Consider the following 25,210-nt stretch of genomic DNA (forward strand, 5'->3'; position numbering starts at 1 on the left):
GCCTGAAAGGGGCGGTATTCTATCAGCTACGACTTGCCTTCGTTACTTTTCAGCGACTGTGTTTGGCTTGACAAAGACCTCTAACTGGTGCTGTTTGCCATCCAGCGGAATGCGCACTTCACCTCGTTGACGCGTCAGTATTCGGCCATCGAGCTGTGAGCTGGGCGCTTTATCGGTGGTGATGACCTTAACCTTGTAGTGGGTGGCGGCAATGGTTAACGTTGCGCTAAAACCTGGCCAATCCTGAGGTAGACAGGGAGCAATCACCAGCCAGCCACCTTCTCGGCGAATGCCCAGAATGCCCTCCACCCCGGCGCGGTACATCCAGCCCGCTGAGCCTGTGTACCATGTCCAGCCGCCGCGTCCGGTATGAGGCGCAACCGAATAGACATCCGCGGCCAGCACATAGGGCTCTACGTGATAACGAGCGACCTCCTCGGCGGTGCGGGCATGATTGATTGGGTTGAGGAGCGCAAAAAGCCCATGCGCTTTACTGCCCTCGCCGAGCTTGGCAAAGGCGAGAATTGCCCACATTGCGGCGTGGCTATATTGCCCACCGTTCTCGCGCATGCCGGGCGGGTAGCCGCCGATATAGCCAGGATCGCGCTGGGGCTGATCGAAGGGGGGCCAGAACAGCAGTGCAAGTTGCTCATCGTGCCTGACCAGCTCGCGCTCCAGTGACGCCATGGCAAGGGCTGCGCGGAGGGGGGCTGCTGCTCCTGAGAGTACCGCCCAAGTCTGGGCAATCGAATCAATTTGGCAGGCATCGCTCTCTTTGCTACCCAGCCAACTGCCGTCATCGAAGGTTGCCCGTCGGTACCACTGGCCGTCCCAGGCGTTGCTTTCCAGAGCAATACGCAGCGCAGTGATATGGGCGCGCCAACGCTCGGCGCGGGGAGTGTTCATTGTGGCTGAGTCCAGTGCGGTTGAGTCCTTAGCCGCTGAAGGCGCTTGCTTTTCGCGCTGTTGGGCAAAGGGCAGAAACAGCTCCAGGGTATGCACCAGCAGCCAGCCAAGCCACACACTTTCACCTTCGCCCGCTTCGCCAACGCGGTTCATGCCATCGTTCCAATCACCGCCACCGATCAGCGGCAAGCCGTGCTCGCCGGAAAGCGATATGCTCTGATCCAAGCCTCGGGCGCAGTGCTCAAATAGCGAGGCGGTTTCCCCTGCGATCATCGGCTGAAAAAAACAGTCGTGCTCTTCAGGCGCTAATTCGGCCCCTTCCAGAAAGCTCACCGGCTCGTCGAGCACGGCGGCGTCGTGGGAGGTGGCGATATAGCGGGCGCAGGCATAGGCCAGCCATACCCGGTCATCGGAAATACGCGTACGCACACCTTGGCCGGAATGGGGCAGCCACCAGTGCTGGACATCGCCTTCGACAAACTGGCGTGAGGCGGCGCGCAGCAGGTGTTGGCGAGTGGTTTCGGGGCTGGTGAAGGTTAACGCCATGCCATCCTGTAACTGGTCGCGGAAGCCATAGGCACCGCTGGCCTGGTAGAACCCGGAGCGTGCGGTAATTCGGCAGGCAATGGTTTGGTACATCAGCCAGCCGTTGAGCATGATGTCCATGGCGCGGTCAGGGGTGGTCACTTGTACCGCGTTAAGCTGCGTTTGCCAGTGCGCAGTAACCAGCGCGAGCTCCGCGTCAATATCCGCCTGGCGATACCGCGCGATCAGCGATTTGGCTTCAGTATTTGAGCTGCTCTGACCCATCAATACAACGATATCGACGCTTTCACCTGCCCCTAGCGTTACGCCGCGGTTAAGCGCGGCGCAAGGATCCAACCCCGCACCGTGGGCTCCAGAAAGCGGAGCGTGACTGCGCAGCCCCGCTGGCGCTGCCAGGCTACCGCCGTGGCCGATAAATTCGCAGCGGTCAGCCGTCCAGGAAGTTGGTTGGGTGCCGATATCCAGAAACGCTACCCGGCCAGGGAAATTCATATTCCAGGGATTCTCCACCAGCAGCGCGCCGCTATCGGCGTCTGGGTGCGAGATCAGAAAAGGCGCTGAGCCGCTGCGTGAAGTCCCCAGCACCCACTCGGCATAAGCCGTTACAGAGAGTTTGCGTGGCCGCCCGGAGTGATTGCTAAGGCGTAGCCGCGAAATTCTTAGCGGGGCCTCTAGCGGCACGAAGTGCAGCAGCTCCAGGGCGATCCCGTCCGCTTGATGCTCGAACTGGCTATAGCCGAAGCCGTGTCGTGCCAAGTAGCGGCCATGATCACGCAAAGGGCGGGCAGTAGCGGTGAAGAACGTCATCGTCTCTTCATCGCGGACATAGATCATATCGCCACTTGGATCCACCACGGGGTCGTTTGACCAGGCCGTGAGCTGGTTTTCGCGGCTGTTATCCGCCCATACATAGCCTGCGCCTTCTGCTGATACCTGAAAGCCGAAGCCTGCATTGGCGACCACGTTGATCCACGGCGCTGGCGTTGAACTCCCTGCCTCAAGTACCGTCACGTACTCACGACCATCCTGAGCAAAGCCGCCCAGGCCATTAAAAAACTCAAGCACTGGGAGTGGCGTTTCGCTGGCATGGAGCGGGGTGTGCCTGGGTAGAGGACGTTTAATCAACGCTTGGGGCGGTGTTGTGGAGAGGCGTGTGGGCAGCGTCAAGGCTAATTGATTCGCTATGCTGCCGCGATGGGCCATTAATGCAACGCAGGCGATCGACTGAAGCTGCATTCGTACTTCCAAGCTCATCAGGTCGGCACGCAATGCAATCACGACGCCCTGAGCGAAATCCTTTTTAAGACGAGGCTGTGTTTGGCTGCTAAGCACCGCGGTTTCGATGGCCTGCTGCAGATCCTGAATATAGGAGGATGAGCGCTCATTGATAATCACCACATCCACGCCTAGCCGCTTCATGCGCCAATATTCGTGGGCGCGCAGCAGTTGGCGTACCTGGCCAATGTCATCAATGCTATCGATGCGCATCAGAATAATCGGCAGGTCACCGGAAATGCCGTGTTGCCAGAGGCGTGACTGCGGGCCGGCACCACGCTCAATGGCCTCGGCGGGTGCCCTAAACCGAGCATCAGGGTAAAGAATTGGCGCGGCAAGACGCTGAAAGTCGGCGGCTTCTTCAGGCTGAATGCCTAAATGGCGAAGCTGCACCTGAGCTTGTGTCCAGGCGAGGGTTTTGGCCCGCACAAACGCACTGCGGTCGTGGTGTTTATCAATTAGATCCATCAGCGCCTCACGGGAGGAGGCGACCACAGTCCAGTAAGCGATGCGGGCCGCTTTACCGGGGGCCACGCGCAGGCAGTAGCGCAGCGCAAAAATAGGATCCAGTACGCTACCAACACTACTCGAAAGGCGCTGCCCCCCCGCCAGCGCTGAGGCGTGCAGCGTACTTCGGCCGCGGCCTAAAAACCGGGCCCGGTCAGTCTCGAACTCCAGCTCGCCCACGGTGTCACCCTCTACCACCGCAAAGTGAGCCGCCCACACCTGCTCTTCATCGGGTGAGCGCCGCCGCCTTGTGGCGATCAAAGCGTTGAATGCTTCCAGATACTCGGTGACCACAAACATCTTGGCAAACGCAGGGTGCGCATTGTCGGCACTGGGAGCGGTCAAAACTAATTCTAGATAGGAGGTGATCGTGATGTCCCGGGCGTGACGACCGCTGTTGCTGAGCGAAAGGTGGCGAACTTCGCTATCGTCCTCGCCGGAAACCAGCACTTCCATATGGCTGGTGATGTCGTCATGACGGTGGCTGTAGCGAGCATAATCCTCGGCAAATATCGCATGGCTATGCTCATCGTTAGCGCCAGTTGGGTGCGTCGCCGTTTGCCCGGTGGCTGTCCACACACCGGGGAGCTTGGCATCGCGCAGAAAAATAAAGCTACCTAAGTGGTCGCGGGTGGCATCTGGCTGCCAGCGGCTAATGGCGACGTTGCGCCATCTGCTATAACCCCCGCCGGTGGCCGTTAGCATCACCGAGTAGAAGCCGTTGGAGAGTAAATGGGTAACGGGTGGGCCGCTGGCGGTTGTTGAAGCACGGCGAATGGTTTGTGCTTCGTTAATCATTTGACTCGCGTTTGACTTCACCTCTTCTGCGCGGGGGTGGGCAATCGCCACGTTACGCGGCACCCGCTCTTGAAGCAGCAGTTCGCTGGCTTGAATCATCGGTTCGCGGTGAAAGCGGGCACGCATTTGGCCGTGGTGGAGGGTGTTAGCGATGGCCGCGATAGTCATGCCCTGGTGGTGTGCCATAAAGCTGCGCACAATCACCACCTTCTCCCCTGCGGGTAGCCGCGAACGGGTGAAATCGAGCGCTTCATAAAAGCCATAGCGGCCTAGTGCGCCCATCTCCGCCAAGCGCTTGAAGTTACGACAGGCACCACTGGGGTCAACCATGGCGGCTAATCCAGTGGCGTAGGGTGCGATCACCAGATCAGCAGAGAGCCCACGTTTGAGCCCCAACCCCGGCACCCCAAAATTAGAGTATTGATAGGTGAACTCCCTGTCACGGGCGTTATAAGCAGATTCTGAAATACCCCAAGGGGCAGAGAGCTGGGCAGCGTAGGTCTCTTGACGCTTGACCACTAGCCGGTTGGTTTGCTCCAGAAGGCTGCCCCCAGGGGCGCGCATCACCAGCGAGGGCATCAGGTATTCGAACATCGACCCCGACCAAGAGATCAACGCCGAGCCAAAAGTGACCGGGGTGGCAGCACGGCCGAGTTTGAACCAGTGGCGAGTGGGAATATCGCCTTTGGCAATCGCAAACAGGCTAGCCAGGCGCGCCTCAGAGGCCAGCAGGTCGTAGCAGCTGGTATCCAGGCAGTTGTCGTCCAGCGAATAACCAATCGACAGCAGCTGGCGCTCGCTATCGAGTAGAAAAGCGAAATCCATGCCCAGTGCCAGGCGTCGCGCAGAGTCCGCAAGCTGCTGTAGACGTGGGGCGAGTGCACCCTCTTCAATGCTTGGTTGGGTTTCCCGGTCATGGCGGTGTTGCGCCACTGAGGCATGAAGTGCTTGCAACCAAAACAGCAGGTCTTCGCTGTATGGGTCGCTATGCTCGTTGGGAGGAGTGCACACCAGCGTTAACGTACTATCCGTCAATGCGGCGAGATTTGCCAAGCATCCCGCCGACATCACTTTGCCTTTCAACTGAGCGTCTATGGCCTCCAACTGCACGCTAAGCTGAGCTGTGAACTCTTTCGACAAAGTGGATGCTTGTTTAAGTGTCTGACGGGCCAGATTTAGGGTGTCGGCGATGCCTACGCCTGGGTCAGCTAAATAGCCTGTCGTCTGCCAGGTTTCGCAGGCATTGGCGATAGCGATAAGGTGCCCTGCAAGGTTGCCGCTATCCACCGTTGACACATACCGGGGGTTTAGCGGGCGCAGGTCGTGGGTGGCGTACCAGTTATAGAAGTGCCCCCGGTAGCGAGGTAGCCCCAGCATTACACCCAGGGTGGTTTCAAGCCGTTCAAGCGTCTCATGGGTACCCATCCAGCCGAAATCCCGTGCCGCCAGGGTGGAGAGTAGATAGAGCCCCATATTGGTCGGCGAGGTGCGCTGGGCGAGGGCGGGCTGAGGATCCTCCTGAAAGTTATCCGGCGGTAAGCGGTTATCGGTGGCGGTCACGAATGTTTCGAAAAAGCGCCAGGTTCGCCGAGCAATAACCCTTAGCTCAAGGGCTTCTTCTTCTGAGATGGTGGGTTGGACAACGACGCTTGTGCTGCTGCTTAACCAAGAAGCAACTGCTGGTGCCGCCAACCAAAGCAGCGCCATGGGCAGTGTGATTGGCCATGTGTGGCTGGCTGTCCAGAGCGCACTGATAACCACCGCTAGCCCCAGTGCAGTGCCTGGGGCCATGCGCTGATAGAACCCTAGAACCGTCAGTGGCGGGCTTTTCATCGACTGGGCGGCAGATGTCCACTCCAGTAGACGCCGGTGGGTGACCAGAACACGGACGAGCGTTCTGGCGATGGCATCCAGCATGCGCCACGCCTGGTCAGGCAAAAACAGGATCAGTAGCAGCATTTGTGCGCTACCCAGCTTTAGCTCGTCAAACCAAAGGTGGTAGTGGTGGCGTAGTCTAGACCACGCCCGGAAGGGAACGAATGAGGCCGTTAGGGAGAGCAACACCGGTGCCCCGACAACGGCCAGTAGTAGCAGTGTACTGGTGATAGCCATGCTCAGCGGCAACTGCCAGCTAACCGCAAGGCTTGCCAGCACTAATGGCAGCGTTACCGAGCGGCGCAGGTTGCCGAGCATTTTCATCCGCCCAGTGAGCGGCAGCGCCGGGGCGATTAGCCAGGGGAGCAGTTGCCAATCACCGCGTGTCCAGCGGTGCTGACGCTTGGCGGCTACATCATAGCGGGCCGGGAAGTCTTCAATCACTTCGATATCGGAGGCGAGCCCCGCACGGGCAAATACACCCTCGAACAAATCGTGGCTGAGCAGGCTATTGTCAGGCACCCGGCCAGCCAGCGACGCTTCAAAGGCATCGATCGCGTAAATACCTTTACCGGCGAACGAGCCTTCACCGACTAGATCCTGATAGAGGTCTGAAATAGCGGCGGCGTAAGGGTCGATGCCCCCAGGTGCGGAGAATAGCCGCTGGTAGATGGAGCCTTCGCCCCCTGTGGGCAGCGACGGAGTCACCCGAGGCTGCAGTATTGCATACCCCTCCACGACCCGGCGTAGCTGTTGATCCAGTCGTGGCTGGTTTAACGGATGCGCCATTTTACCGATCAACCGGCTGGCTGCGCCCCGGGGCAGGCGAGTGTCGGCATCCAGAGTGATGACATAGCGCACGTCACTGGGCAGTGGCGGCGGCTCGATAAAGGTGGTGTCCGTGGCGCCACGAAGCAAGCGGTTTAGCTCGTGCAGCTTGCCCCGCTTACGCTCCCACCCCATCCAGGTATTTTCGCTGGCGTTAAATACCCGCCGCCGATGGAGCAAAAAGAAGCGTTTATCGCTATCGAGGGCGAGAGGACAATAACGTTTATTTAACTGCTCCACCGCTGCTTGGGCAGCCGTTAACAGCGCGACCTCATGGGGTAGTTCCGCTTGTGTGGCATCCACGCCGTCAAGCAGCAGCGCATAGCCAAGCGCCCCCTCACCGCTGGACAAGTGGTGCACTTCAAGACGCTCAATCTGTTCGCGGAGATCTTCTTCGCTGGTCAGCAGCGTAGGCACCGCCACCAGGGTTCTTAACTGGGGCGGAACGCCTTTGGCAAGGTCGAGCGCTGGCAGCGGCTGAGCGTCAATAGCGTAGATAATCAGGCGGTTCACGATCAGCGTCGCGACTTCCATAATGGGCAGGAAACCGAACACCCCTAGTAGCATGAGCCAAAGTAACGGTACGTCGCCGATCGCCAGCGGTAACGAAAGCAGTAGCCCACCGGCCAGCGCCATCAGGCTCAGCGTCACCACGGGCATCAGTACGATATAGCTGCGAATACCGTGGTGAATGAGTGTCCGGCGCAGCCATTGGCGAGAGGAGGGGGTAAATCGTATCTGCTGCTCAAGGGTTATCCGGCCAGAGCCTACCAAGAAGTAGCCAGGGTCTCCCTGGCGTGCTGCTTCGGCCGGGTCGCTGGTGGCGCCCCCTGCCTGCTGGGAGAGTGAGAGTGCCGCTTCGACTACCTCAATCTCGCTGAAACGAGAGCCACGGGCGAGTTGTTCTATGGCGCTGCGATACTGATTGCGGGTGGGGAAATCGAGCTGGCTGAAGTGGCTCTGCTGGCGTAACCGCCTATCCACCAAACTAACACTCTCAAACAGCTCCGCCCAGTCGATGCTCGAAACGAAGCGCATGCTGGTGATGATATTGCGCACGGTTACGTTGGCGGCGCCTTGGCGCTGCTGGGCGTGCTGAACCATGTCGTCAATGCTTTCACCCTGCTGGCTAAGCTGCTCATCTAGCCAGCCTACCAGCGGGCTACAGCGGGGGTCTAAGCCGCGTAGCCGCTTAGCGAGCTGTGCGGTGAACGGCTCTGCTAATGGCCCTTTATGAATATTGAGCGTGCTGGTTTCCAGGTGAAAGGTATGACGCTCCTGGGAGGTTTGCCGGTCGGTGGGCGTTAGCCATTTAGCGGCCAATGCATCGGCTTCGTCCCTTGCGGTTTGTTCGCTGATAATTTGGTCGGCAAGGCGTCGCAGGTTCTCGATCAGTACAATGCGTAGCGTGATCGCCACTGCCCATAGTTCGCCAATGGTCAGTGGCTGAACGCGCTGATAAGCGGTAATAAAGTTCTGTAAATTATCCAGGTCGATATGGCTGTCGGTATGCGCCACAAAGGCCCAGGCGATACCGAATACCCGCGGGTAGCCTGCAAAAGGCCCGTTGGCTAACTTCGGTAACTGGCGGTAATAACCGGGGGGGAGGTCGCTGCGTATTTCACGAATTTGAGCTTCAATCAGGTGGTAATTATCGAGCAGCCAAGCGGCGGCAGGTACAATTTCTAGCCCACCTGCCAGCGCTGTGGCACTGGCACGGTAAACGTCTAGCAGGGCGAGTGCGTTATCGTTGAGCCGTCGTGTTAACGATACTACTTTGGGTGGCGTGCTGGTCACTGCTTGGTTAAGCGCCAAGCTGCCTGCGTGCTGTTCAAGTCGCTCTGCGCTGAAGAGCTCTTCCCTGACGGGGCTAGTCGAGTTCCACGGCGCTGCAAACGTAGGGTGCGGACGCACAAAACGGAGAAGTTGTTTCACAGATTCCATCCTGGTGAGAGTGCACCTCGGTGCACAAACGTTGCTTCCTTACCAGAACAATGGTCGTGCTGTGAGATTCCGTCCGTGCGCTAGCGCACATTGCGCTTATGTCACTGTTAGTATTTGCGCATAGTTAAACTAAAGTTGTTAGACTTTGGTTGTAATTAATGGCAAATCACTGGACTAATTGCCTATTGCAGTTAATAAAGGGCGCCAAAGGAGGTTCCGTATCGCCCATCGTGCGGCATATATCGGAATGTTGATCCTCGATTTGTTCTTTTCACTCTGACCGTAAGTGGCGCAAACTGTATGCATAAAACTGCCCTGATGACGGTATGGGATCAGCTATGGCATTCCCATTACCAAGCCAAAAACCTATTGATGTGCGCGCTACCTACGGGCGGGGCCGCCAACGCCGCGGCTTCGAATACCAAGCGTAATCCTTCCCCTCAACCTAAGCCGCCTGCCTACACCACGCCGCAGAAGATTGGTCTGTTGCTTGGCCCGCTGCTGTTCGCCTTTGTAGTGATGTTCTTTCACCCTGAAGACTTAAGCTTTGAAGGGCGTATGGTGCTCGCTACCACTCTGTGGGTGGCCGTATGGTGGATCACCGAAGCTATTCCTATTCCCGCGACCTCGTTGCTACCCATTGTGCTTTTACCGATTACCGGCGCGTTGGATGGCAATACCGTTACGGCCGCCTACGGTAATCCGATCATTTTCCTGTTCCTGGGCGGTTTTATGATCGCGCTGGCAATGGAGCGATGGGATCTCCACAAGCGTATCGCGCTGTCGATTATTGCCGTGTTGGGCACCAGTATTAATAGCATCGTCTTTGGTTTTATGGCCGCGACGGGGTTTTTGTCCATGTGGGTCTCCAATACCGCGTCGGTCATGATGATGCTGCCGATCGGTACCGCTATCGTCTACCAGGTTAGCCAAGAGCTGGCGAAAAGTGATGGCGACCACAGTGCCGAAATCGATAAGTTCAGCAAAGCGCTGATTTTTGGTATCGGTTACGGCGGTACCATCGGGGGGCTGGGCACGCTAATTGGTACGCCACCGAATATTATTCTCGCCGCTATTGTAAATCAGCTGTTTGGCATCGAGATATCCTTTGCCGGTTGGCTCATGTTTGCATTTCCCATTGTGTGTGTCCTGCTTTTTATCACCTGGCTGCTACTTACGCGGGTGTTTTTCCGCATTGACTTTAGTCACCTACCAGGTGGCCGAGAGTTGATTAACAAAGAAAAAGCGGCGCTGGGTAACACCAGCTTCGAAGAGAAAGCGGTGCTGGCGGTGTTTTTGTTCGCTGCCTTTATGTGGATCACCCGCTCGTTCTTATGGCAGGGGCAGATCATCAATATCCCTGGTATCAATGACACCATGATCGCGATTGTCGCTGCGCTGCTGCTGTTTTTGATTCCCTCCAAAAACAAAGGTGGCTGCCTGCTGGGTTGGGACGTTGCGAAAGACGTACCCTGGGGCATTCTGCTGCTGTTCGGGGGTGGTTTGGCGATTGCCGCAGGCTTCGGCTCTTCCGGTCTGGCGGAGTGGATTGGTGGGCAAATGAGCGTGCTGGAAGGCGCCAACTTCTTGCTGGTCATCCTGCTGGCGACCGGCATGGTGCTGTTCTTGACCGAAATCACCTCGAATACCGCTACGGCCACCATGATTCTACCGGTGTTGGCATCGCTGGCGCTGGCGCTGGATATCCACCCCTTCGTGCTGATGGTGCCCGCCGCCATGGCCGCCAACTGTGCCTTTATGCTGCCAGTAGGTACGCCGCCCAACGCAATCATCTTCGCCACTGGCAAATTGAAAATTATCGAGATGGTGCGCACCGGTTTCTGGATCAACATCATCGCCATGCTGCTGATTGTGGCGGCGGTTTACTTCCTACTGCCGGTTATGTGGGGAGTTGATCTCACCAGCTACCCAGATGCCTTCCGTCGCTAGCGCTTGTTGAACCTAGAACTTTTTGAGAAACGACCAGCCCCGCCATTGAGCGGGGCTTTTTGTCGGTCGTTTATGTAGGTGGGGAGTTTTGTGGGTAGATTGAGTATCGGGTTGTTATCATGCCGCTACACTATTTTTTTGCTGAGCCCGTTATGCGTCTACTTCATACCGCCGATTGGCACCTGGGGCGGCTGTTCCACAACCTGTCGTTGCTGGATGATCAGCGCCATGTGCTCGACCAGCTTATCGAGATTATCGACCGGGAAAACGTCGATGCGGTGCTGATCGCGGGCGATATCTACGACCGTTCGGTGCCGCCTGCGGCGGCGGTAACGCTGTTGGATGAGGTGCTCCACGCGCTCTGCGAGGAGCGCAAGCTGCCGGTGATCATGATCTCGGGCAATCACGACGGTGCCGAGCGGCTTCGTTTCGGCGCGCGTCACCTGCGCAAAGCAGGGTTGCATATTCTTTCCGACCTAGTCGATTTTGTCACACCTGTAACGCTGACGATTAAGGGCGCTGAGATGGATGTGTTTGGCATTCCCTACGCTGACCCTGAGCATGTGCGCAGCCAGTTTAACGTGGAGGTGCGCGATTTTGACAGTGCCCACCGCTACCTGGTTGAGCGCATCGAAGAGCAGCGTCACCCTACACGCCCCTGCATATTGATGAGCCACTGCTTTGTGGATGGCGGCAGCGCCTCTGATTCTGAACGCCCGCTGACCCTGGGCGGCGCCGAAAGCGTCGCCTGGGAGCCTATGCAAGGCTTTGACTATGTGGCGCTTGGCCACCTTCACGGCCCCCAGTACCGTGGCGGCGAGCATATTCGCTACAGCGGCTCGCTGCTCAAATATAGTTTTTCCGAAGCCAGCCAGCGTAAAGGCGTGACGCTGGTGGATATTGATGCGAGCGGCGTCACCAAGATCGAGCAGATACCCCTCATACCCAGTCGTGAAGTTCGCGTATTAGAGGGCAAGATCGATGCGTTGATTGCCGAGGGGCGAACAGACGCAAATGCCGACGACTACCTGCTGGTGCGGCTTACCGATCGCCACGCCATTCTCGACCCCATGGGCAAGCTGCGTGAGGTGTATCCCAACGTGCTACATATCGAGAAGCCCGGCATGCTGGATGCCCAGGGTAATCAGCAGCTTGACCGTGAGCGGCTGAAGTTCAGCGCACTGGATATGTTCAGTGACTTTTTCGCCCAAACCAGCGGTGAACCCATGACCGGCCAACAAGCCGAGGCGATAAGCGAACTGATAGGTGAGCTTAGCCGTGACGAAGAGGTTCAGGGATGACACCGCTAACTCTTACCATGCAGGCGTTTGGACCCTTTGCAGGTAGTGAGACCATTGACTTCACCGCGCTGGGAAGAAGCCCACTGTTTTTGATTAATGGCCCTACCGGCGCCGGTAAAAGCTCGATTCTCGATGCCATCTGTTTTGCACTTTACGGGCAAACCACGGGCAATGAACGTGATCCGGCGCAGATGCGCTGCGACCAGGCTGACGCTTCGCTGCTAACGGAAGTGACGCTGGATTTTCGTCTGCGAGGCGTGGATTACCGGGTTCGCCGCGTGCCCCAGCAGGAGCGTCCCAAGGTGCGCGGCGAAGGGACGACCACTCATAACGCTGAAGCCCAGCTGTGGCGATTAAAGGCAGAGGGTGAAGTGGAATCTTGCCTGGTAGCACGCAGGGTCAATGATGCTACTGCGGAGTTGCAAACCCTGATCGGCTTGGATGCCAACCAGTTTCGTCAGGTGATGGTGCTACCCCAGGGCAAGTTCCGTGAACTGCTGCTGGCAGGCTCCAAAGAGCGCGAAGTGATTTTTTCCCAGCTGTTTCAAACCCAGATTTTTCAGCGAATCGAAGAGCGCCTGCGCACCCAGGCCAATCAAATCGAGCGGGCAGTGAGTGATCATCGCCAGCATATCAGCGGCATCCTCGTCGGTGGGGAGCTTGAGAGCGAAGCCGCGTTAGCGCAAGAGCTTGAAGGGCTGACACCCCAGGTAGACCAAGCGCGGCAACGCTTTGAAACCGCGCAGCAGCAGCGCCGTAGCGCCGAAAAACAGCGCGATGAGGCCTTGGCGCTACAGCGTCAATTTGAGGCCCGCGATCGGCTGGCGGCGGATAAAGCCCGTCATCTTGAGCAGCATAAACAGATAGAAAGCACTAAGGAGCGCTTAGCGCAAAGCACTCACGCCCAGGCGCTGCGCCCCCAGAGGGCTGCCTTAGACCAAGCGCAGCAGACGCTGACCACCGCCCAGGCCGATCAGCGGCAGGCGCAAGCCGCGTTAGCCACTCAACGTACTAACGCCGAACAGGCGCAGCAGGCGTTAGAAATGGCCCGCCAGCGTCAGGCAGAGCTCCCCGCGCTCCGGGAACGGCATCGCCAATTAGGCGAATTTATTCATAAAAGCCAGCAATTAAGCGAGTTGCAGGCGCTTTTCCAAACGGCGCAGGCCTCCTGGCAACAAGCCGATGGTGCGCTCAAGCGTGATGAGGCGCAGCTAGATAACATTCGTCAGCAGGGCGAAGCGATAAGCGTTAATTTGGAACGCTTACAGACAGAATTTCAGCAACTGGCCAGTGCCCCCGCTGAGCTAAGCCGCCATAACGACCTGCTGACCCAGCGCCAAGAGCTGGATGAACTCACCCGGCAAGCGCATGAGTTAACCAGGCAACAGCAGCAGGCGACGGAGGCACTCAACCGCCAGCAAAGAGAAGCAGAACGAGCGCAGCGCCACGCCACTGAGCAAGAGATGCGCTGGCACCAGGGGCAGGCCGCGCTGTTAGCGCTCACCCTTGAACAGGATGTCCCTTGCCCGGTGTGCGGCAGCTTGGAGCATCCAGCCCCAGCGGTTAACAGTGCCGACGTGGTCAGCCAAGCGCAGGTTGAAGAAGCCAGGGCGGCGCAAGAGCAGGTTCGTCAAGCACAGCAGAGCGTCGAGCGTCACCACCATCAGCTCACTCAGCAGATTAACTACAATACAGAGCAGGCCCAGCGGCTTACCCAACAGCTAGGTGAGTGGGCTAGCCAACCGCTGGCTGAGCTGCAAAATGCCTGCGAGGGCTTGCGCCGCCAAGTGCAGCGCCGGGAAAACGTTGAGGGTGAGATTAGCCAGCAAACCGCCGCTCGCGAAGCGCTGCGTCGCGAGTGGGGCGCGCAGGATAAGCAGCTTAAAACCCAGCGGCCTGCGGTGGAAAAGGCGAAAGAGGACGCGTTGCGCCTGGAGAGTCAGCGCGATCAGCTTAGCCAATCGCTGCCGGAAGATGCCCGCGACCCTGAGGCGATGCGCCGAACCCTCACTGAGCTTGAACACCAGATCGCACAACTTGAAAAAGCCTGGGAGAGCGCCCAGCAGATGCTCTCGACCAGCCAAACCCAACTGGCACGGGCGGAAGAGCAGCTACGCGGAGCGAACGAACGAATCGGACGCAGCGAGCAGTCGCTACAGCAGGTGCAAGCTGAGTGGCAAGCCGCCTTGCAGACCAGCCCCTTTGAAGATGAAGCGGCGTTTCAGGCTGCGCGGTTGGATGATACCCAGCGGCAAGAGTTGACTCACAAAGTAGAGGCGTACCAACGCCGCCTGGCCGAGCTTGAAGGCGCGCTGGAGAACTACCAAACCCAGCTTACGGAAAAAACGCCGCCGAATATGGCCGCGCTGACCAGCCTAACCGAGGCCGCCCAAGTAGAAGAGAACACCCAGCTAGAGGCGTGGCGGGGACTGGATGGAAGACTGACCACGCTTCGCGGCATTCGTCAAAAGCTTGCGACTGCCCACACGGCGCAGGCAGAGCTCGAAGCCCAGTATCAGCTGTGGGGCACGCTCAGCGAGGTCGCTAATGGCCGTACGGGGCACCGTATTAGCCTGCAGCGCTTTGTGCTGGGTGTGCTGCTGGATGACGTATTGATTCAAGCTTCGGAGCGTTTGGTGCGCATGAGCCGCGGGCGTTATCAGTTGGTGCGTCGGGAAGATCCCTCCAAAGGTAACAGAGCGTCGGGTCTGGAGCTTGATGTGGCCGACACCTACACCGGCAAGAACCGTTCGGTAGCGACACTCTCTGGCGGGGAGTCGTTTATGGCCGCGCTCTCGCTGGCGCTAGGGCTCTCGGATGTAGTACAGGCGTACGCTGGCGGTATTCAACTGGATACGCTATTTATCGATGAGGGCTTTGGCAGCCTGGATCAGGATGCGCTGGATCAAGCGATTGCCATGCTCAGCGAACTGCAAATGGGCGGGCGCATGATCGGGGTGATCTCCCATGTCAGCGAACTCAAAGAGCAAATGCCAGTCCGTATAGACGTAAGTGCCAGCCGCCACGGGAGCTCGGTGGAAGTGAAGGGCGTACTTCTCTAACGCCGCATGGCCGAGAGCCAGCAGTTTTCTTACAAGGCCTGGTTCATGCTGCGTTCATATAGCGTGTTTTATAAAGTGAATGAATCGTCAAACGAGCCCTAAAGATACTATCTACTTAGGAGTACAAGAATGAACGCAAGCAAAATTTTACAGCAACTGATGCAGCAAGCCGGCGGAAGTCAGAAGGGCGGCAGTAGCAGTGGCGTCGATGTTAAAGGCATGCTGAGCGGGCTCTCTAAGCAGCTAGGTGGTGGCAGTAGCAGCGGTCAAGGTGGCGGCTCCTCCAGTGGCTTTGATGTTAAGAGCCTGCTCGGCGGCGGTGCCATGGGAATGTTGGTTGGCTCCAAGCGCGGCCGCAGCATGGGTGGCAAAGCGCTGAAATACGGCGCCATTGCTGGGGTGGGCGTGCTGGCATGGAAAGCGTGGCAGAGTTCTCAGGCGGCAAAAAATGGCAATGCCCAGCAAAATACGGCCCAGAATGCGCCAGAGGGCGAGCGAGTAGAAGTGCTTAGCGGTGAGTACCAGGAACGACGCAGCCTGGAACTATTGCAGGCGATGATCATGGCTGCCCGAGCCGATGGCCATATTGATGAGCAGGAGCAGGCGCTGATTACCGAGCAGATTGACGCCCTAGGCGCCGACCAGGAGATGCATAATTGGGTGGAGCAGCAGTTAAAAGCACCGCTGGATGCCCAAGCGCTGGCCCGCGAAGCGGACTCCCCACAAGCGGCCCGTGAAATGTACCTGATCAGCGTGGCCGTGACCGATGATCAAAACCCCATGGAGCGCGCCTGGCTCGACCAGCTAGCCAGTGCACTTAACTTGCCCAAAGAGATGACCGACGAACTTGAGCTTCAAGCGCAGCAGGCGGGTTAATGCTGGATACGGTTAATTTTTGGCTAGCTACCGGCTTTGGGCTGGGGCTAGCGCCGATGGCGCCGGGTACCTTTGGTTCACTTTTAGGTATCCCACTAGCATGGTGGCTGCTGAGCCGCCCGCTGGTTCAGCAGGGCGCTATCATCGCTGCTCTGCTGGTACTTGCAGTGCCGGTTTGCCACGTCGCCGCATGGCACTATGACGGTTTGGATCATGGCAGCATCGTCGCTGATGAGTATGTGGCGTTCCCGCTGGCGGTAATCGGTTTGCAGGCAGCACGCCAGCCGCTGGTCATGGCACTGGCATTCGGTGTTTTCCGTTTTTTCGATGCGCTGAAACCGATGCCGATTCATCTGGCAGAGTATGTTCATGGCGGTTTTGGCATTGTTTTGGATGATGTTATCGCGGCGTTGGTGACATGGGTGGTCATGGTGATTGGGCTAAAGCTTTGGCAGCGTCGAACCTCGGGGCAGCAGTTAAACTCGTAATAGGACTCGCAACGAAAAAAGCGCCGCTAGTCTAATAAAAAGCTAGCGGCGCTCTATGTTATCTATCGCTCACGATTGTGAGAGATTATAGCTTTACTCTTGTACGACAATCACCGACTTGGCATTGACGAACTCGTGCATGCCGAAGCCACCGTGCTCGCGACCATAACCGGAGTTTTTAACACCGCCGAAAGGCATTTCCGGGGTAGCGACACCAAAGCCATTGATAAACACCATGCCGGTATCAAAGTACTTGCTGGCAAGCTCGGTGGCGCGTTTCACATCTTTAGAGATGATACCGCCGCCCAGGCCGTAACGGCTGTCGTTAGCAATGCGCATGGCGTCTTCATCATCTTTGGCACGAATCAGCGCAGCGACGGGGCCAAACAACTCGTCGTCGTAAGCGGGCTGGCCGGGGGTGACGTTGTCCAGCACAGTGACCGGGTAAAACGCGCCCTTACCGGATGGCTTTTCGCCACCGCAGAGAATCTTCGCGCCTTTACGCACGCTCTCTTCCACTTGTTCGTGGAGGCCATCGCGCAGATCCACACGAGCCATGGGGCCCAGGTCGCTGCCTTCTTGAGTCGGGTCACCCGCTTTAAGCGACTGCATGCGTTCTACATAGCGCTTTTTAAACGTTTCGTAGTTCTTTTCAGTGACCACAAAACGCTTGGCCGCGACGCAGGTTTGACCGCCGTTGTAGACCCGCCCCTGGACGCAGGTATCGATGGCGACATCCATATCGGCGTCATCGAGCACCAGGTAGGCGTCGTTAGAGCCCAGCTCAAGCACGGTCTTTTTAAGATGCTCAGCCGCTTTACCGGCGACTTTACGGCCTGCGCCATTGCTACCCGTTAGCGTTACGCCACGTACCGCAGAATGAGCAATCACTTCATCAGAAACATCGTGAGAGATCACCAGCGTACGGAAGACGTTTTCCGGAAGACCTGCTTCGCGGTAGATTTTTTCCAACAGCAAGCCGCTACCGGTTACGTTTTCAGCGTGTTTTAGCAGTACGCCGTTACCCGCCATGATATTGGCGATGGAGTAACGTACCACCTGATACGCTGGGAAGTTCCAGGGCTGAATGCCGTAGATTACACCCATCGGTGAGTAGGTCACGAAACCGCGTTCGCCGTTGCCAGGCTGACGCTCATCGTCGGCTAGCTTTTTGGGGCCATGCTCAGCGGTGTAGTCACAGATGCCGGTGCAAAGATCGACTTCCTGGCGGGCCTCAGAGGGCAGTTTACCCATCTCTTTGACCATCAGATCGGCAAGCTCGTCTTTATGCTTTTGCAGTGCTTGGCCAATGGCTTTGACCGTTTTAGCGCGGCTTTCCAGCGATTCTAGGCGCCAATCGAGAAACGCCTCGTAGCAGGCATCCCCTATCTGCTTGGCTTCCGCGCTGCTCATTAGCGTATAGGTTTCGAGGGTTTCACCATTGGTGGGATTGATCGTCTTGATACTGTTGCTCATAAGATCTCCTATCTATTGATCAACGTGGGGTCAAAGCGTCCAGCTCCAGGGCGCCTAATCGACCGGTCTACTTCTGTTGCTCAGCAACCTTAGTACAAAATGAGTGCCTCTGCATAATGAAGCCTTCACTGTCCGGCAGTGACACGATCAATCAGTTCCTTTAATTGCTCAAAGAATTTGTGTGGGCCTGTTTGTGTTGCTCTGAAGTGTAATAAAAACTCGGCTTAATCACTACCATCAGCTACGCATGCGAGCGGCTTTGGTAATGGCGCGGGCGCACTCCATTAACAAGGGCGCGAGCTGTTCCAGGGCCCGCTCAAGGTTCCAGCGGCTGCTGGGCGTGGTGATGTGTACGGCGGCCACCGGCAAACCGGCGGCATTACGGATCGGTGCGGCAATGTTGATGTCGCCGAGAAAGTATTCGGCATCGTTCCAGGCGACCCCGCGTGAACGGCATTCGCGGATCAGCTCGCTGAGAGTGTCGATATCGGTAATCGTATTAGGCGTGTGGGCCTTTAGCTCGCAGGCGGTTAAATATTCGTGAACGCGGGTGTCGTCCAGCGCCGATAAATACGCTCTGCCAGAGGCGGAGCAGTACATCGGTACACTGCTGCCCACCGGCATATGAATGGGAATGTAATGGCGGCTGGTAAAACGGGCCATGTAGATCATATCGAGCCCGCAGGGCTCGGTTAGCGACACGGTTTCCAGGCAGCTGTTGCTCAATTCCGAGAGGTAGGGGTTGGCGCAATCGACCAGTAAGTCGGCTTCTAGATAGTTGGCGGAAAGTGTCATCAAGCGGATGCCGAGCCGGTATTTGCGGCTGGCGGGTGCTTTGACCAGGTAGCCGAGTTGTTCGAGCGTGTGGGTGATGCGCTGCACCGAGCCCATGCTTAGCGCTGAAAACTTGGCGATTTCCGAGAGGCTGAGTTCGCTGTGTTGAGCATCAAACAGCTCAAGCAAAGCAAATGCTTTCTCCAGCGATTGATTGAACTGTGGCGAGCGTGGTTCGTTGGTGTGCTTCATGCTTTTATAGGGTTCCTTACGTGCTCCTCTTGGGTGGCGATACCGCAAGGGGAGCGTATCAACATCGAGCGTGTTGGCGTGGAAGCATCTGGGGCGTTTAGCGCTCCAGCCAGTCCCTGGCCCGATAATAATTGACCACCGCTTCTACATACAGCCTTTGTAGGCCGTGCATGGGAATCGGCTTAATGGGCGTGAGCGAAAAGGGCAGGGCTGCATCCATCGAGTGCTGCCCTAGCTGTTCTCCCAGCAACTTGCCAAGGTGGGTTCCCATGGCAACGCCACGGCCGTTATAGCCTAGCGCCACGGTGAGCCCTGGCTGGGGTTCGTGTACGTGGGGAAGCGAATCCTGGGTGATGGCGATGCGTCCTGCCCAGCGAAAGGCGATCTCAATGTCCTTTAGCTGCGGGTAGAGTTTGATGATGGCGTTTTCGAGATGCCGAAAGTCGCTGGGCTTCTGCGGGTCGTTGAAGGAGCCACGGCCGCCCATCAGCAGGCGGCCACCCTGGTCGCGGCGGAAGTAGAGCAGCAGCTTGCGGGCATCTGACGCCACTTCGCCACCGGGCAGAATATGATTGCCTTCCTCTGCCGTAAGGGGGCGGGTGGCGATCTGATAGCTATTGGCGGCGATTAGGCTGCTGGCGAGTTTAGGTTGCAGATTGTCACTGTAGCCGTTGGTGCAGAGCAGAACCCGCTCTGCCTGAATTTCCGCACCGCCTTCCGCCGTGACGCGCCAACGACCTTCGGCACGGGTAAGCGAGCTTACGCGAGTGTGTTCATGCAGCGTTGCTCCACTATCGTGCGCTGCCTGTGCCAGCCCGCGGGCGTAGGCTAGCGGATTCAACCCGCCAGCCCTAGGGTCTACCCAGCCGCCAAGATACTCTGAAGTGCCGAGACGCTCGGCGCACTGCTGCTGATCTAGCCAGGCGATATTTACGCCACGCGTTTGCCATTGGCGGGCACGGTATTCAATCGCTTTCAGGCTGGCATGGGTAGCAGCGGGTTGAATCCAGCCGCGCTGCTGTGCGTCGCAATCAATGTTGTGCTGCTTTATAAGGTCAAACACCACATCGGCATTGCGGGCAGAGAGCTCTATCATGCGTTGGCCGCGCTCTTCGCCATAGCGTGTGATGAGTTCATCTGGGTCGTATTTGAGGCCGGGAATGACTTGGCCGCCGTTACGGCCTGACGCGCCCCAGCCGATGCTCTCGGCTTCCAGTAAGGCGGTGCTTATGCCGCGTTTGGCGAGTGCCAGGGCGGCGGAAAGGCCGGTAAATCCGCCGCCGATAATCACCACATCGCTGTGCTGGGCACTCTGCAGTGCTGGGTAGTCTCTGCCCGCGGGGGCTGTGTCAGCCCACAGGGAGGGGGGCATATGAGATGAGATTGCCATCCTTGGTCTCCGTTAATGGTTTAGCACGCGGCGCAGAAAATCCTGGGTGCGCTCGTGGGAAGGCTGGGTAAGCAGCGTGTGGGCATCGCCGGATTCGACAATCTGTCCGCCATACAAAAAGCAGACGCGGTCGGCGACTTCCTTGGCAAAGCCCATTTCATGGGTGACGACCACCATGGTCATGCCTTCGTTGGCCAGATCACGCATGACGGTTAACACATCGCCCACCAGTTCGGGGTCGAGGGCGGAGGTGGGTTCATCGAACAGAATGGCTTCCGGTTGCATGGCCAGGGCGCGGGCAATGGCGACACGCTGCTGTTGGCCGCCGGATAGCTGCTGTGGGTAGGCTTCGACTTTGTCGCCTAGCCCGACTTTCTCCAACAGCGCGATGGCGTTGGCGTGGGCGGTTTCACGGGGTTCGTTTTTGACGAAGATCGGCCCTTCCATCACGTTTTCGACCACCGTGCGGTGGGGGAATAGGTTGAAGCGCTGGAAGACCATGCCGACTTGAGTACGCAGGTCGTTAATATCTTTGCTGGCCACATCGACCTGGCGGTCGTTGATCGTAATGCTACCCTGATCATAGGACTCCAGGCCGTTGATACAGCGAAGGACGGTCGACTTGCCAGAGCCCGAGGGGCCAATCAGACACACCACTTCCCCCTTGGCGACCGTTAGGCTGACCCCTTTGAGCACTTCTACATCGCCGAAGGATTTGTGAATAGCGTTGATGTTGATCATGAATTGCCTCCTTTCGCCGACTTTCCGAAATAGCGCTCTAAGCGGTTAACCCCAAATATCAGCGGTAGGCTAAGGCAGAGGTAGAGCAGGGCCACCAGGGTGTAGACCGTGGTGTTCTGAAAGGTGGAGGCGGCAATTAGCTGCCCGGCCCGGGTCATTTCGGCCACGGTGATGGTGGAGGCTAGCGATGAGTCTTTCAGAATCATGACGGCCGTATTGCCATAGGGAGGCAGCGCAATGCGTATCGCCTGGGGCAGTACAACGCGGCGCATGATGAGCTTGCTTTTCATGCCGATGGATCTGGCGGCTTCAATTTGGCCGGCTTCAATCGCTTCTATACCGGCGCGGAAGTTTTCCGCTTGGTAGGCACTATAGGCGACGCCGAGCCCGATAATACTTGCCTGGAAGGCGCTAAGTTGTATGCCGAGTTCGGGGAGTACGAAGTAGATATAAAACAGTTGAACGATAATCGGTAGGCCGCGCACCACATTGATGAAGGTGCCTGCGGTGAGCGACAGCGCCCGCACGGGTGAGAGCTTCATCAGGGCTAAGAGCAGGCCGAGCAGGGTGCTTAGTAGTAGGGCGCCAATGGTGATCTGCACCGTAATCAGAGCACCTTTTAATAGAATGGGTAGAAAGGCGGTGATGTCCGAAAACTCCATGGGAAGCCTTTATTTTGCATGCACTTCTTCAACTACCCCCGAAGGGGCAGGGAAGCGGTGCTGGGGTGATCATTAGCAGGCTGTTTGGTTAACGCTGCCGGTGGGTTACCTGGGAGTGGTTTACAACCCCCACTCTTCGAAGATGGCATCGAGAGTGCCATTCTCTTTCAGTTGAGCTAGTGAGGTGTTCACTTGTTTCAGCAGTTCGGTGTTTTCCTGGTCAACCGCAAAGCCAATATGGCCAACCATTTGTTGCTCGTAGTTGTCTGCTAGCTGGAGCTCTGGAAAGCGGTCTTGGCTGAGGTGATAGCTCATGATGGGGGCATCACCGACACCCGCCACAATGCGGCCTAACGAGATGTCGCGCATCATGTCTGCCAGGGAGTCGTAATTACGGATTTCGGGAAAAATGCCCATGTTGTTGAGCTGTTCAACGTAGGTGGTGCCTACCTGGGCGCCAATCACTTCGCCTGAAAGGTCTTCCAGTGTGTTGATCTTGCCATCGTAGTCCTGGCGGGTAACGACCCCTTCGCCATAGGGGTAGACATCATCGCTGAACGCGACTTGTTTGGCGCGCTCTTCGGTCTTCAGCATCGCGGCGGAAATGATGTCGATATGCCCAGCGGTCAGCGAGGGTATTAAAGCGTTGAACTGCGATTCCTGAACAGTAACCTCATAGCCCATATCTTCGCCCAGTGCATTGACCAGATCGACCATCGCGCCGGTGATCTCATTGGTTTGCACGTCCAGGAACGTAAACGGAATCCCGCTTGGCGTTCCGCCTGCTTTTAGCACTTCCTGTGCGTTTGCCGTGGCACCAAGCGATAAGGCTGCGCCCAGTATGGCCGGTAACAGCATCGCTTTTTTAAAGTGAAGAAGAGGTTGGCTGTCGGATGTAGGTTTCATTGGGTCACCATTGAGAGTGTTGGGGGTTGTTATTTACGCCTTGTTAAAAGCTATTCGGTAACGTCACTTCAGAGCCTAGGTGAGTTTTTATTTATCGGCAAGAGTTATTATTTATCGCAATGCGATAAATTGGCAAGGCGTGTTTGTTTTACGCGCGTAGTTACCGTGCTTGGGCCAGCATGCGAATACGTTGTTGAATTAAGTCATCAAAATGTCGATGTTCGATGATTTTTTGCTTCCCATCTACCTATATGGTTTTATCTTCAATTTTTTTTATCAATTAAATCAGCTGGTTGTTTGTTTTTTTAGGTTGGCATGGCGTTTGTTAAGTAAAAAGTGGCCAGCGTTATTCTCTGTTTGATAATCGAGCTGGTAAAACAACCAATAAAAGCTAATAGGAAGCGCCATATGCAGTTAAGTAGCTTTAATCAAGTGAGTAGCTTTAAAAGTGCCGGTAAGCTGATTACCGGCCATGGGGCCGCACAGCAGTTGCAGCCTTATGTTCAATCGTTGGGTATGCAGCGCCCCTTAATCGTTACCGATAGCGGTGTAGTGGCTTCTGGCACGCTGGATATGATTATTGAGCAGCTCACGGCACTAAAGGTGAGCTATGAGGTGTTTGATCAGGTAACGCCCGAGCCTGAAGTGGAAATAGTCGAAATGTGTACCCGCGCTTTTAATGCTGGCAAGCACGACAGCGTTATTGCCGTCGGCGGCGGGAGTGCCATGGGCATCGCTAAGTGTGTGGCGGTATATGCGCACTATGAAGGTCCGCTGGAGGCGTTGTTTGGCGAGAACATGGTTGATCAACGCGCACTACCTTTGATCGCCATGCCCACCACGGCGGGCAACGGTTCTGAAGTGACCAATATCGCGATTCTGTCGGATAAAGCCCAACAGATGAAAGTTGCCCACGTTCTGTGACGGCGGCCAGCGGGGTGGATGCGTTGGTCCATGCAGTAGAGGCGTATCTATCTAACTTTGCCACGCCGATTACCGATGCATTGGCGGTTAAGGCAATGAACCTCATTGTGCATGCGCTCCCCAAGGCGTTTGCCCCTCCCAACAATCTCCAGGCCCGTGAAGATATGGCCACCGGTAGCCTGCTGGCAGGCCTGGCCTTTGGTAATGCCGGCGTGGGCGCAGTCCATGCGTTGGCGTATCCTTTAGGTGGGCGCTACCACTTGGCCAATGGGGTGACGAATGCGCTGTTACTGCCCTTCGTCATGGAGTGGAACAAGCTGGCCTGCGTCGAGCGCTTTCGTGGCATTGCGGTGGCCTTTCATGAACCCGTGGCTGGGCTTTCGGATGATGCAGCCGCTCATGCGGTTATCCAGCGCATGCATAAGCTGTGTGCTGATGTGGAGATTCCTTCCGGTTTACGCTCGTTTGATATTTCTGAATCCGCCATTTCTGAACTGCCCGCCGAGGCCATTAAAGTGGAACGTTTGCTGCGTAATAACTCGCGGGTGTTAACCCTTGAGCGTTACAAGCAGGGCAAAGCGGCGATGAACTCTATCTTCGGCGGCTCTGGTTCGTTTCGTTGGGGTACGAATACGGGTTTGTTGTTGCTACCGATTGTGAGCCTGGTGGAACCTATCCTGGGAATTGCGCTGGCCCTGACGTTGTTCATTCAAGGCTATGTCAGTGTGCGCATCGGCATTATGGAAGCGCGCAGCCAGCGGGACTTAGGTATCGCAGGGATTATTGCTGCCATGCTGGTGATAAAGGGCGCTACCTGGGCCTTTGGGGTGGGTATTTTGCTTTGCGCGTTAATTTACGGCAAACGCTTCTTCTCTGGAGAGGTGGATAAAACCTTCGTTAAGGATTGGGATGAGGCAGCGCAGCCAGTAGCTGACTTTGAGCCGGCAGTCCCGTTACGCAAATAACAGTCTCAGCCCCTATAGTGGCTTAACCGCCAATACAGTTGGAAAACTAGTACCCACCGCTTAGGCGGTGGGCCTGGCTTAGCAGAGGAACTGTTATGCAACGTATCGAAGAAGGGCTTTCACTCGAAACTGCACTGCCGTTATTTGATTTACACGGTACTGATGCGGTGGAAGTCTTTGATACCCAGGGGCAGGTAATTGGGGTGTTAACTCGCACCGATATCGAAAAGGCGCAGTGTGATGCGGCATTGGATTACCGCTACCCATCAGGATTTAAATGACCACGTTAAGAAAGGGAGCTTTCATGAGGATCTATTTTATCGCATAAGCGTGGTGCCGCTATGGTTACCCCTTTTGCGGCAACGTCGCGATGAGGTAATCCCATTACTGAACTATTATCTAGACCATTTCAATCAGTTACACGATGTTAATAGGCGCTGGAATCCCGAGGCGTTGGAATTACTTTCGAACTACTCATGGCCTGGTAATATCCGCGAGCTGATCAATTTAACCGAGCGCTTAGCCGTCACGGCTGTAGAGAACGAGATCACTACCACTACGCTGCCGAGTGAGATATTTCCCGCTCTGCCCCTTAGTTTAGAGTCCATGAATGGTGATCTTCGGCAGCAGGTTAAGCGGTTTGAACAGCTACTAATTCAACAAGCGCTTGCCAAGCATGTCACGACGCGCGCAGCGGCCGCTGTGCTGGGAATCGATCAGTCGACGTTGGTGAAAAAGCAGCGGCGCTGGCGTTAGATCATATT

16 protein-coding genes are annotated in these 25,210 nt (G+C 56.8%); 9 read left to right on the forward strand and 7 right to left on the reverse strand.

Translation table 11 applies throughout. The annotated features are described in order from the left end of the window. Nucleotides 1-42: 42 nt before the first annotated feature. Nucleotides 43-8,679: a GH36-type glycosyl hydrolase domain-containing protein gene (locus tag HZU72_RS08780; protein ID WP_180091441.1), complete on the reverse strand. Its 8,637-nt coding sequence runs from the start codon at nt 8,677-8,679 to the stop codon at nt 43-45. A gap of 300 nt (nt 8,680-8,979) precedes the next feature. On the opposite strand from HZU72_RS08780, the gene HZU72_RS08785 reads away from it, so the two are divergent. The 5 genes from HZU72_RS08785 to HZU72_RS08805 all read left to right on the forward strand — a co-directional run bounded on the left by HZU72_RS08785 (nt 8,980) and on the right by HZU72_RS08805 (nt 16,356). Then, the gene (locus tag HZU72_RS08785) at nt 8,980-10,629 is read left to right on the forward strand and encodes a DASS family sodium-coupled anion symporter (RefSeq protein ID WP_235976043.1); all 1,650 of its coding nucleotides are present in this window, start codon (nt 8,980-8,982) and stop codon (nt 10,627-10,629) included. A gap of 152 nt (nt 10,630-10,781) precedes the next feature. Next, nucleotides 10,782-11,930, forward strand: a complete 1,149-nt coding sequence (locus HZU72_RS08790) for an exonuclease SbcCD subunit D (protein WP_180091481.1) — start codon at nt 10,782-10,784, stop codon at nt 11,928-11,930. Beyond that, nucleotides 11,927-14,992 (forward strand): AAA family ATPase, encoded by a 3,066-nt coding sequence (locus HZU72_RS08795; RefSeq protein WP_180091442.1) that lies wholly within the window; start codon nt 11,927-11,929, stop codon nt 14,990-14,992. Before HZU72_RS08790 ends, HZU72_RS08795 begins: the two co-directional genes overlap by 4 nt. A 129-nt stretch (nt 14,993-15,121) precedes the next feature. Beyond that, a complete protein-coding gene (locus HZU72_RS08800) occupies nt 15,122-15,868 on the forward strand; it encodes a tellurite resistance TerB family protein (RefSeq protein WP_180091443.1) in 747 nt (248 codons plus the stop codon). Continuing rightward, nucleotides 15,868-16,356 carry a phosphatidylglycerophosphatase A family protein gene (locus tag HZU72_RS08805; protein WP_180091444.1) on the forward strand — a complete coding sequence of 163 codons (489 nt, stop codon included), beginning with the start codon at nt 15,868-15,870 and terminating at the stop codon, nt 16,354-16,356. Before HZU72_RS08800 ends, HZU72_RS08805 begins: the two co-directional genes overlap by 1 nt. Nucleotides 16,357-16,449: 93 nt before the next feature. Here HZU72_RS08805 and HZU72_RS08810 read toward each other — a convergent pair whose 3' ends face one another. The 6 genes from HZU72_RS08810 to HZU72_RS08835 all read right to left on the reverse strand — a co-directional run bounded on the left by HZU72_RS08810 (nt 16,450) and on the right by HZU72_RS08835 (nt 22,557). Then, nucleotides 16,450-17,832 (reverse strand): NAD-dependent succinate-semialdehyde dehydrogenase, encoded by a 1,383-nt coding sequence (locus tag HZU72_RS08810; RefSeq protein WP_180091445.1) that lies wholly within the window; start codon nt 17,830-17,832, stop codon nt 16,450-16,452. A gap of 237 nt (nt 17,833-18,069) precedes the next feature. Then, entirely contained in the window at nt 18,070-18,858 is a 789-nt protein-coding gene (locus HZU72_RS08815; protein WP_180091446.1) for an IclR family transcriptional regulator, read from the reverse strand. A 97-nt stretch (nt 18,859-18,955) separates the two neighbouring features. After that, nucleotides 18,956-20,248: an NAD(P)/FAD-dependent oxidoreductase gene (locus HZU72_RS08820; protein ID WP_180091447.1), complete on the reverse strand. Its 1,293-nt coding sequence runs from the start codon at nt 20,246-20,248 to the stop codon at nt 18,956-18,958. Nucleotides 20,249-20,260: 12 nt separating this feature from the next. Continuing rightward, a complete protein-coding gene (locus tag HZU72_RS08825; protein WP_180091448.1) occupies nt 20,261-20,989 on the reverse strand; it encodes an amino acid ABC transporter ATP-binding protein in 729 nt (242 codons plus the stop codon). Next, the gene (locus HZU72_RS08830) at nt 20,986-21,651 is read right to left on the reverse strand and encodes an amino acid ABC transporter permease (RefSeq protein WP_180091449.1); all 666 of its coding nucleotides are present in this window, start codon (nt 21,649-21,651) and stop codon (nt 20,986-20,988) included. Before HZU72_RS08830 ends, HZU72_RS08825 begins: the two co-directional genes overlap by 4 nt. Nucleotides 21,652-21,771: 120 nt before the next feature. Then, a complete protein-coding gene (locus tag HZU72_RS08835) occupies nt 21,772-22,557 on the reverse strand; it encodes an ABC transporter substrate-binding protein (protein WP_208458006.1) in 786 nt (261 codons plus the stop codon). A gap of 408 nt (nt 22,558-22,965) precedes the next feature. Between HZU72_RS08835 and HZU72_RS24295 the strand changes: the two genes are divergently transcribed. The 4 genes from HZU72_RS24295 (at nt 22,966) to HZU72_RS08850 (ending at nt 25,202) form a co-directional block, all read left to right on the forward strand. Beyond that, nucleotides 22,966-23,481: an iron-containing alcohol dehydrogenase family protein gene (locus tag HZU72_RS24295; protein ID WP_443089491.1), complete on the forward strand. Its 516-nt coding sequence runs from the start codon at nt 22,966-22,968 to the stop codon at nt 23,479-23,481. A gap of 14 nt (nt 23,482-23,495) precedes the next feature. Then, the gene (locus HZU72_RS08840; protein WP_443089492.1) at nt 23,496-24,446 is read left to right on the forward strand and encodes an iron-containing alcohol dehydrogenase; all 951 of its coding nucleotides are present in this window, start codon (nt 23,496-23,498) and stop codon (nt 24,444-24,446) included. A gap of 95 nt (nt 24,447-24,541) precedes the next feature. Next, nucleotides 24,542-24,727, forward strand: a complete 186-nt coding sequence (locus tag HZU72_RS08845) for a CBS domain-containing protein (RefSeq protein ID WP_180091450.1) — start codon at nt 24,542-24,544, stop codon at nt 24,725-24,727. Next, nucleotides 24,687-25,202: an AAA-type ATPase lid domain-containing protein gene (locus HZU72_RS08850; protein WP_180091451.1), complete on the forward strand. Its 516-nt coding sequence runs from the start codon at nt 24,687-24,689 to the stop codon at nt 25,200-25,202. Before HZU72_RS08845 ends, HZU72_RS08850 begins: the two co-directional genes overlap by 41 nt. The last annotated feature ends 8 nt before the right edge of the window (nt 25,203-25,210 follow it).

Source organism: Vreelandella sedimenti, from assembly GCF_013416325.1.
Classification (GTDB): Bacteria; Pseudomonadota; Gammaproteobacteria; order Pseudomonadales; family Halomonadaceae; genus Vreelandella; species Vreelandella sedimenti.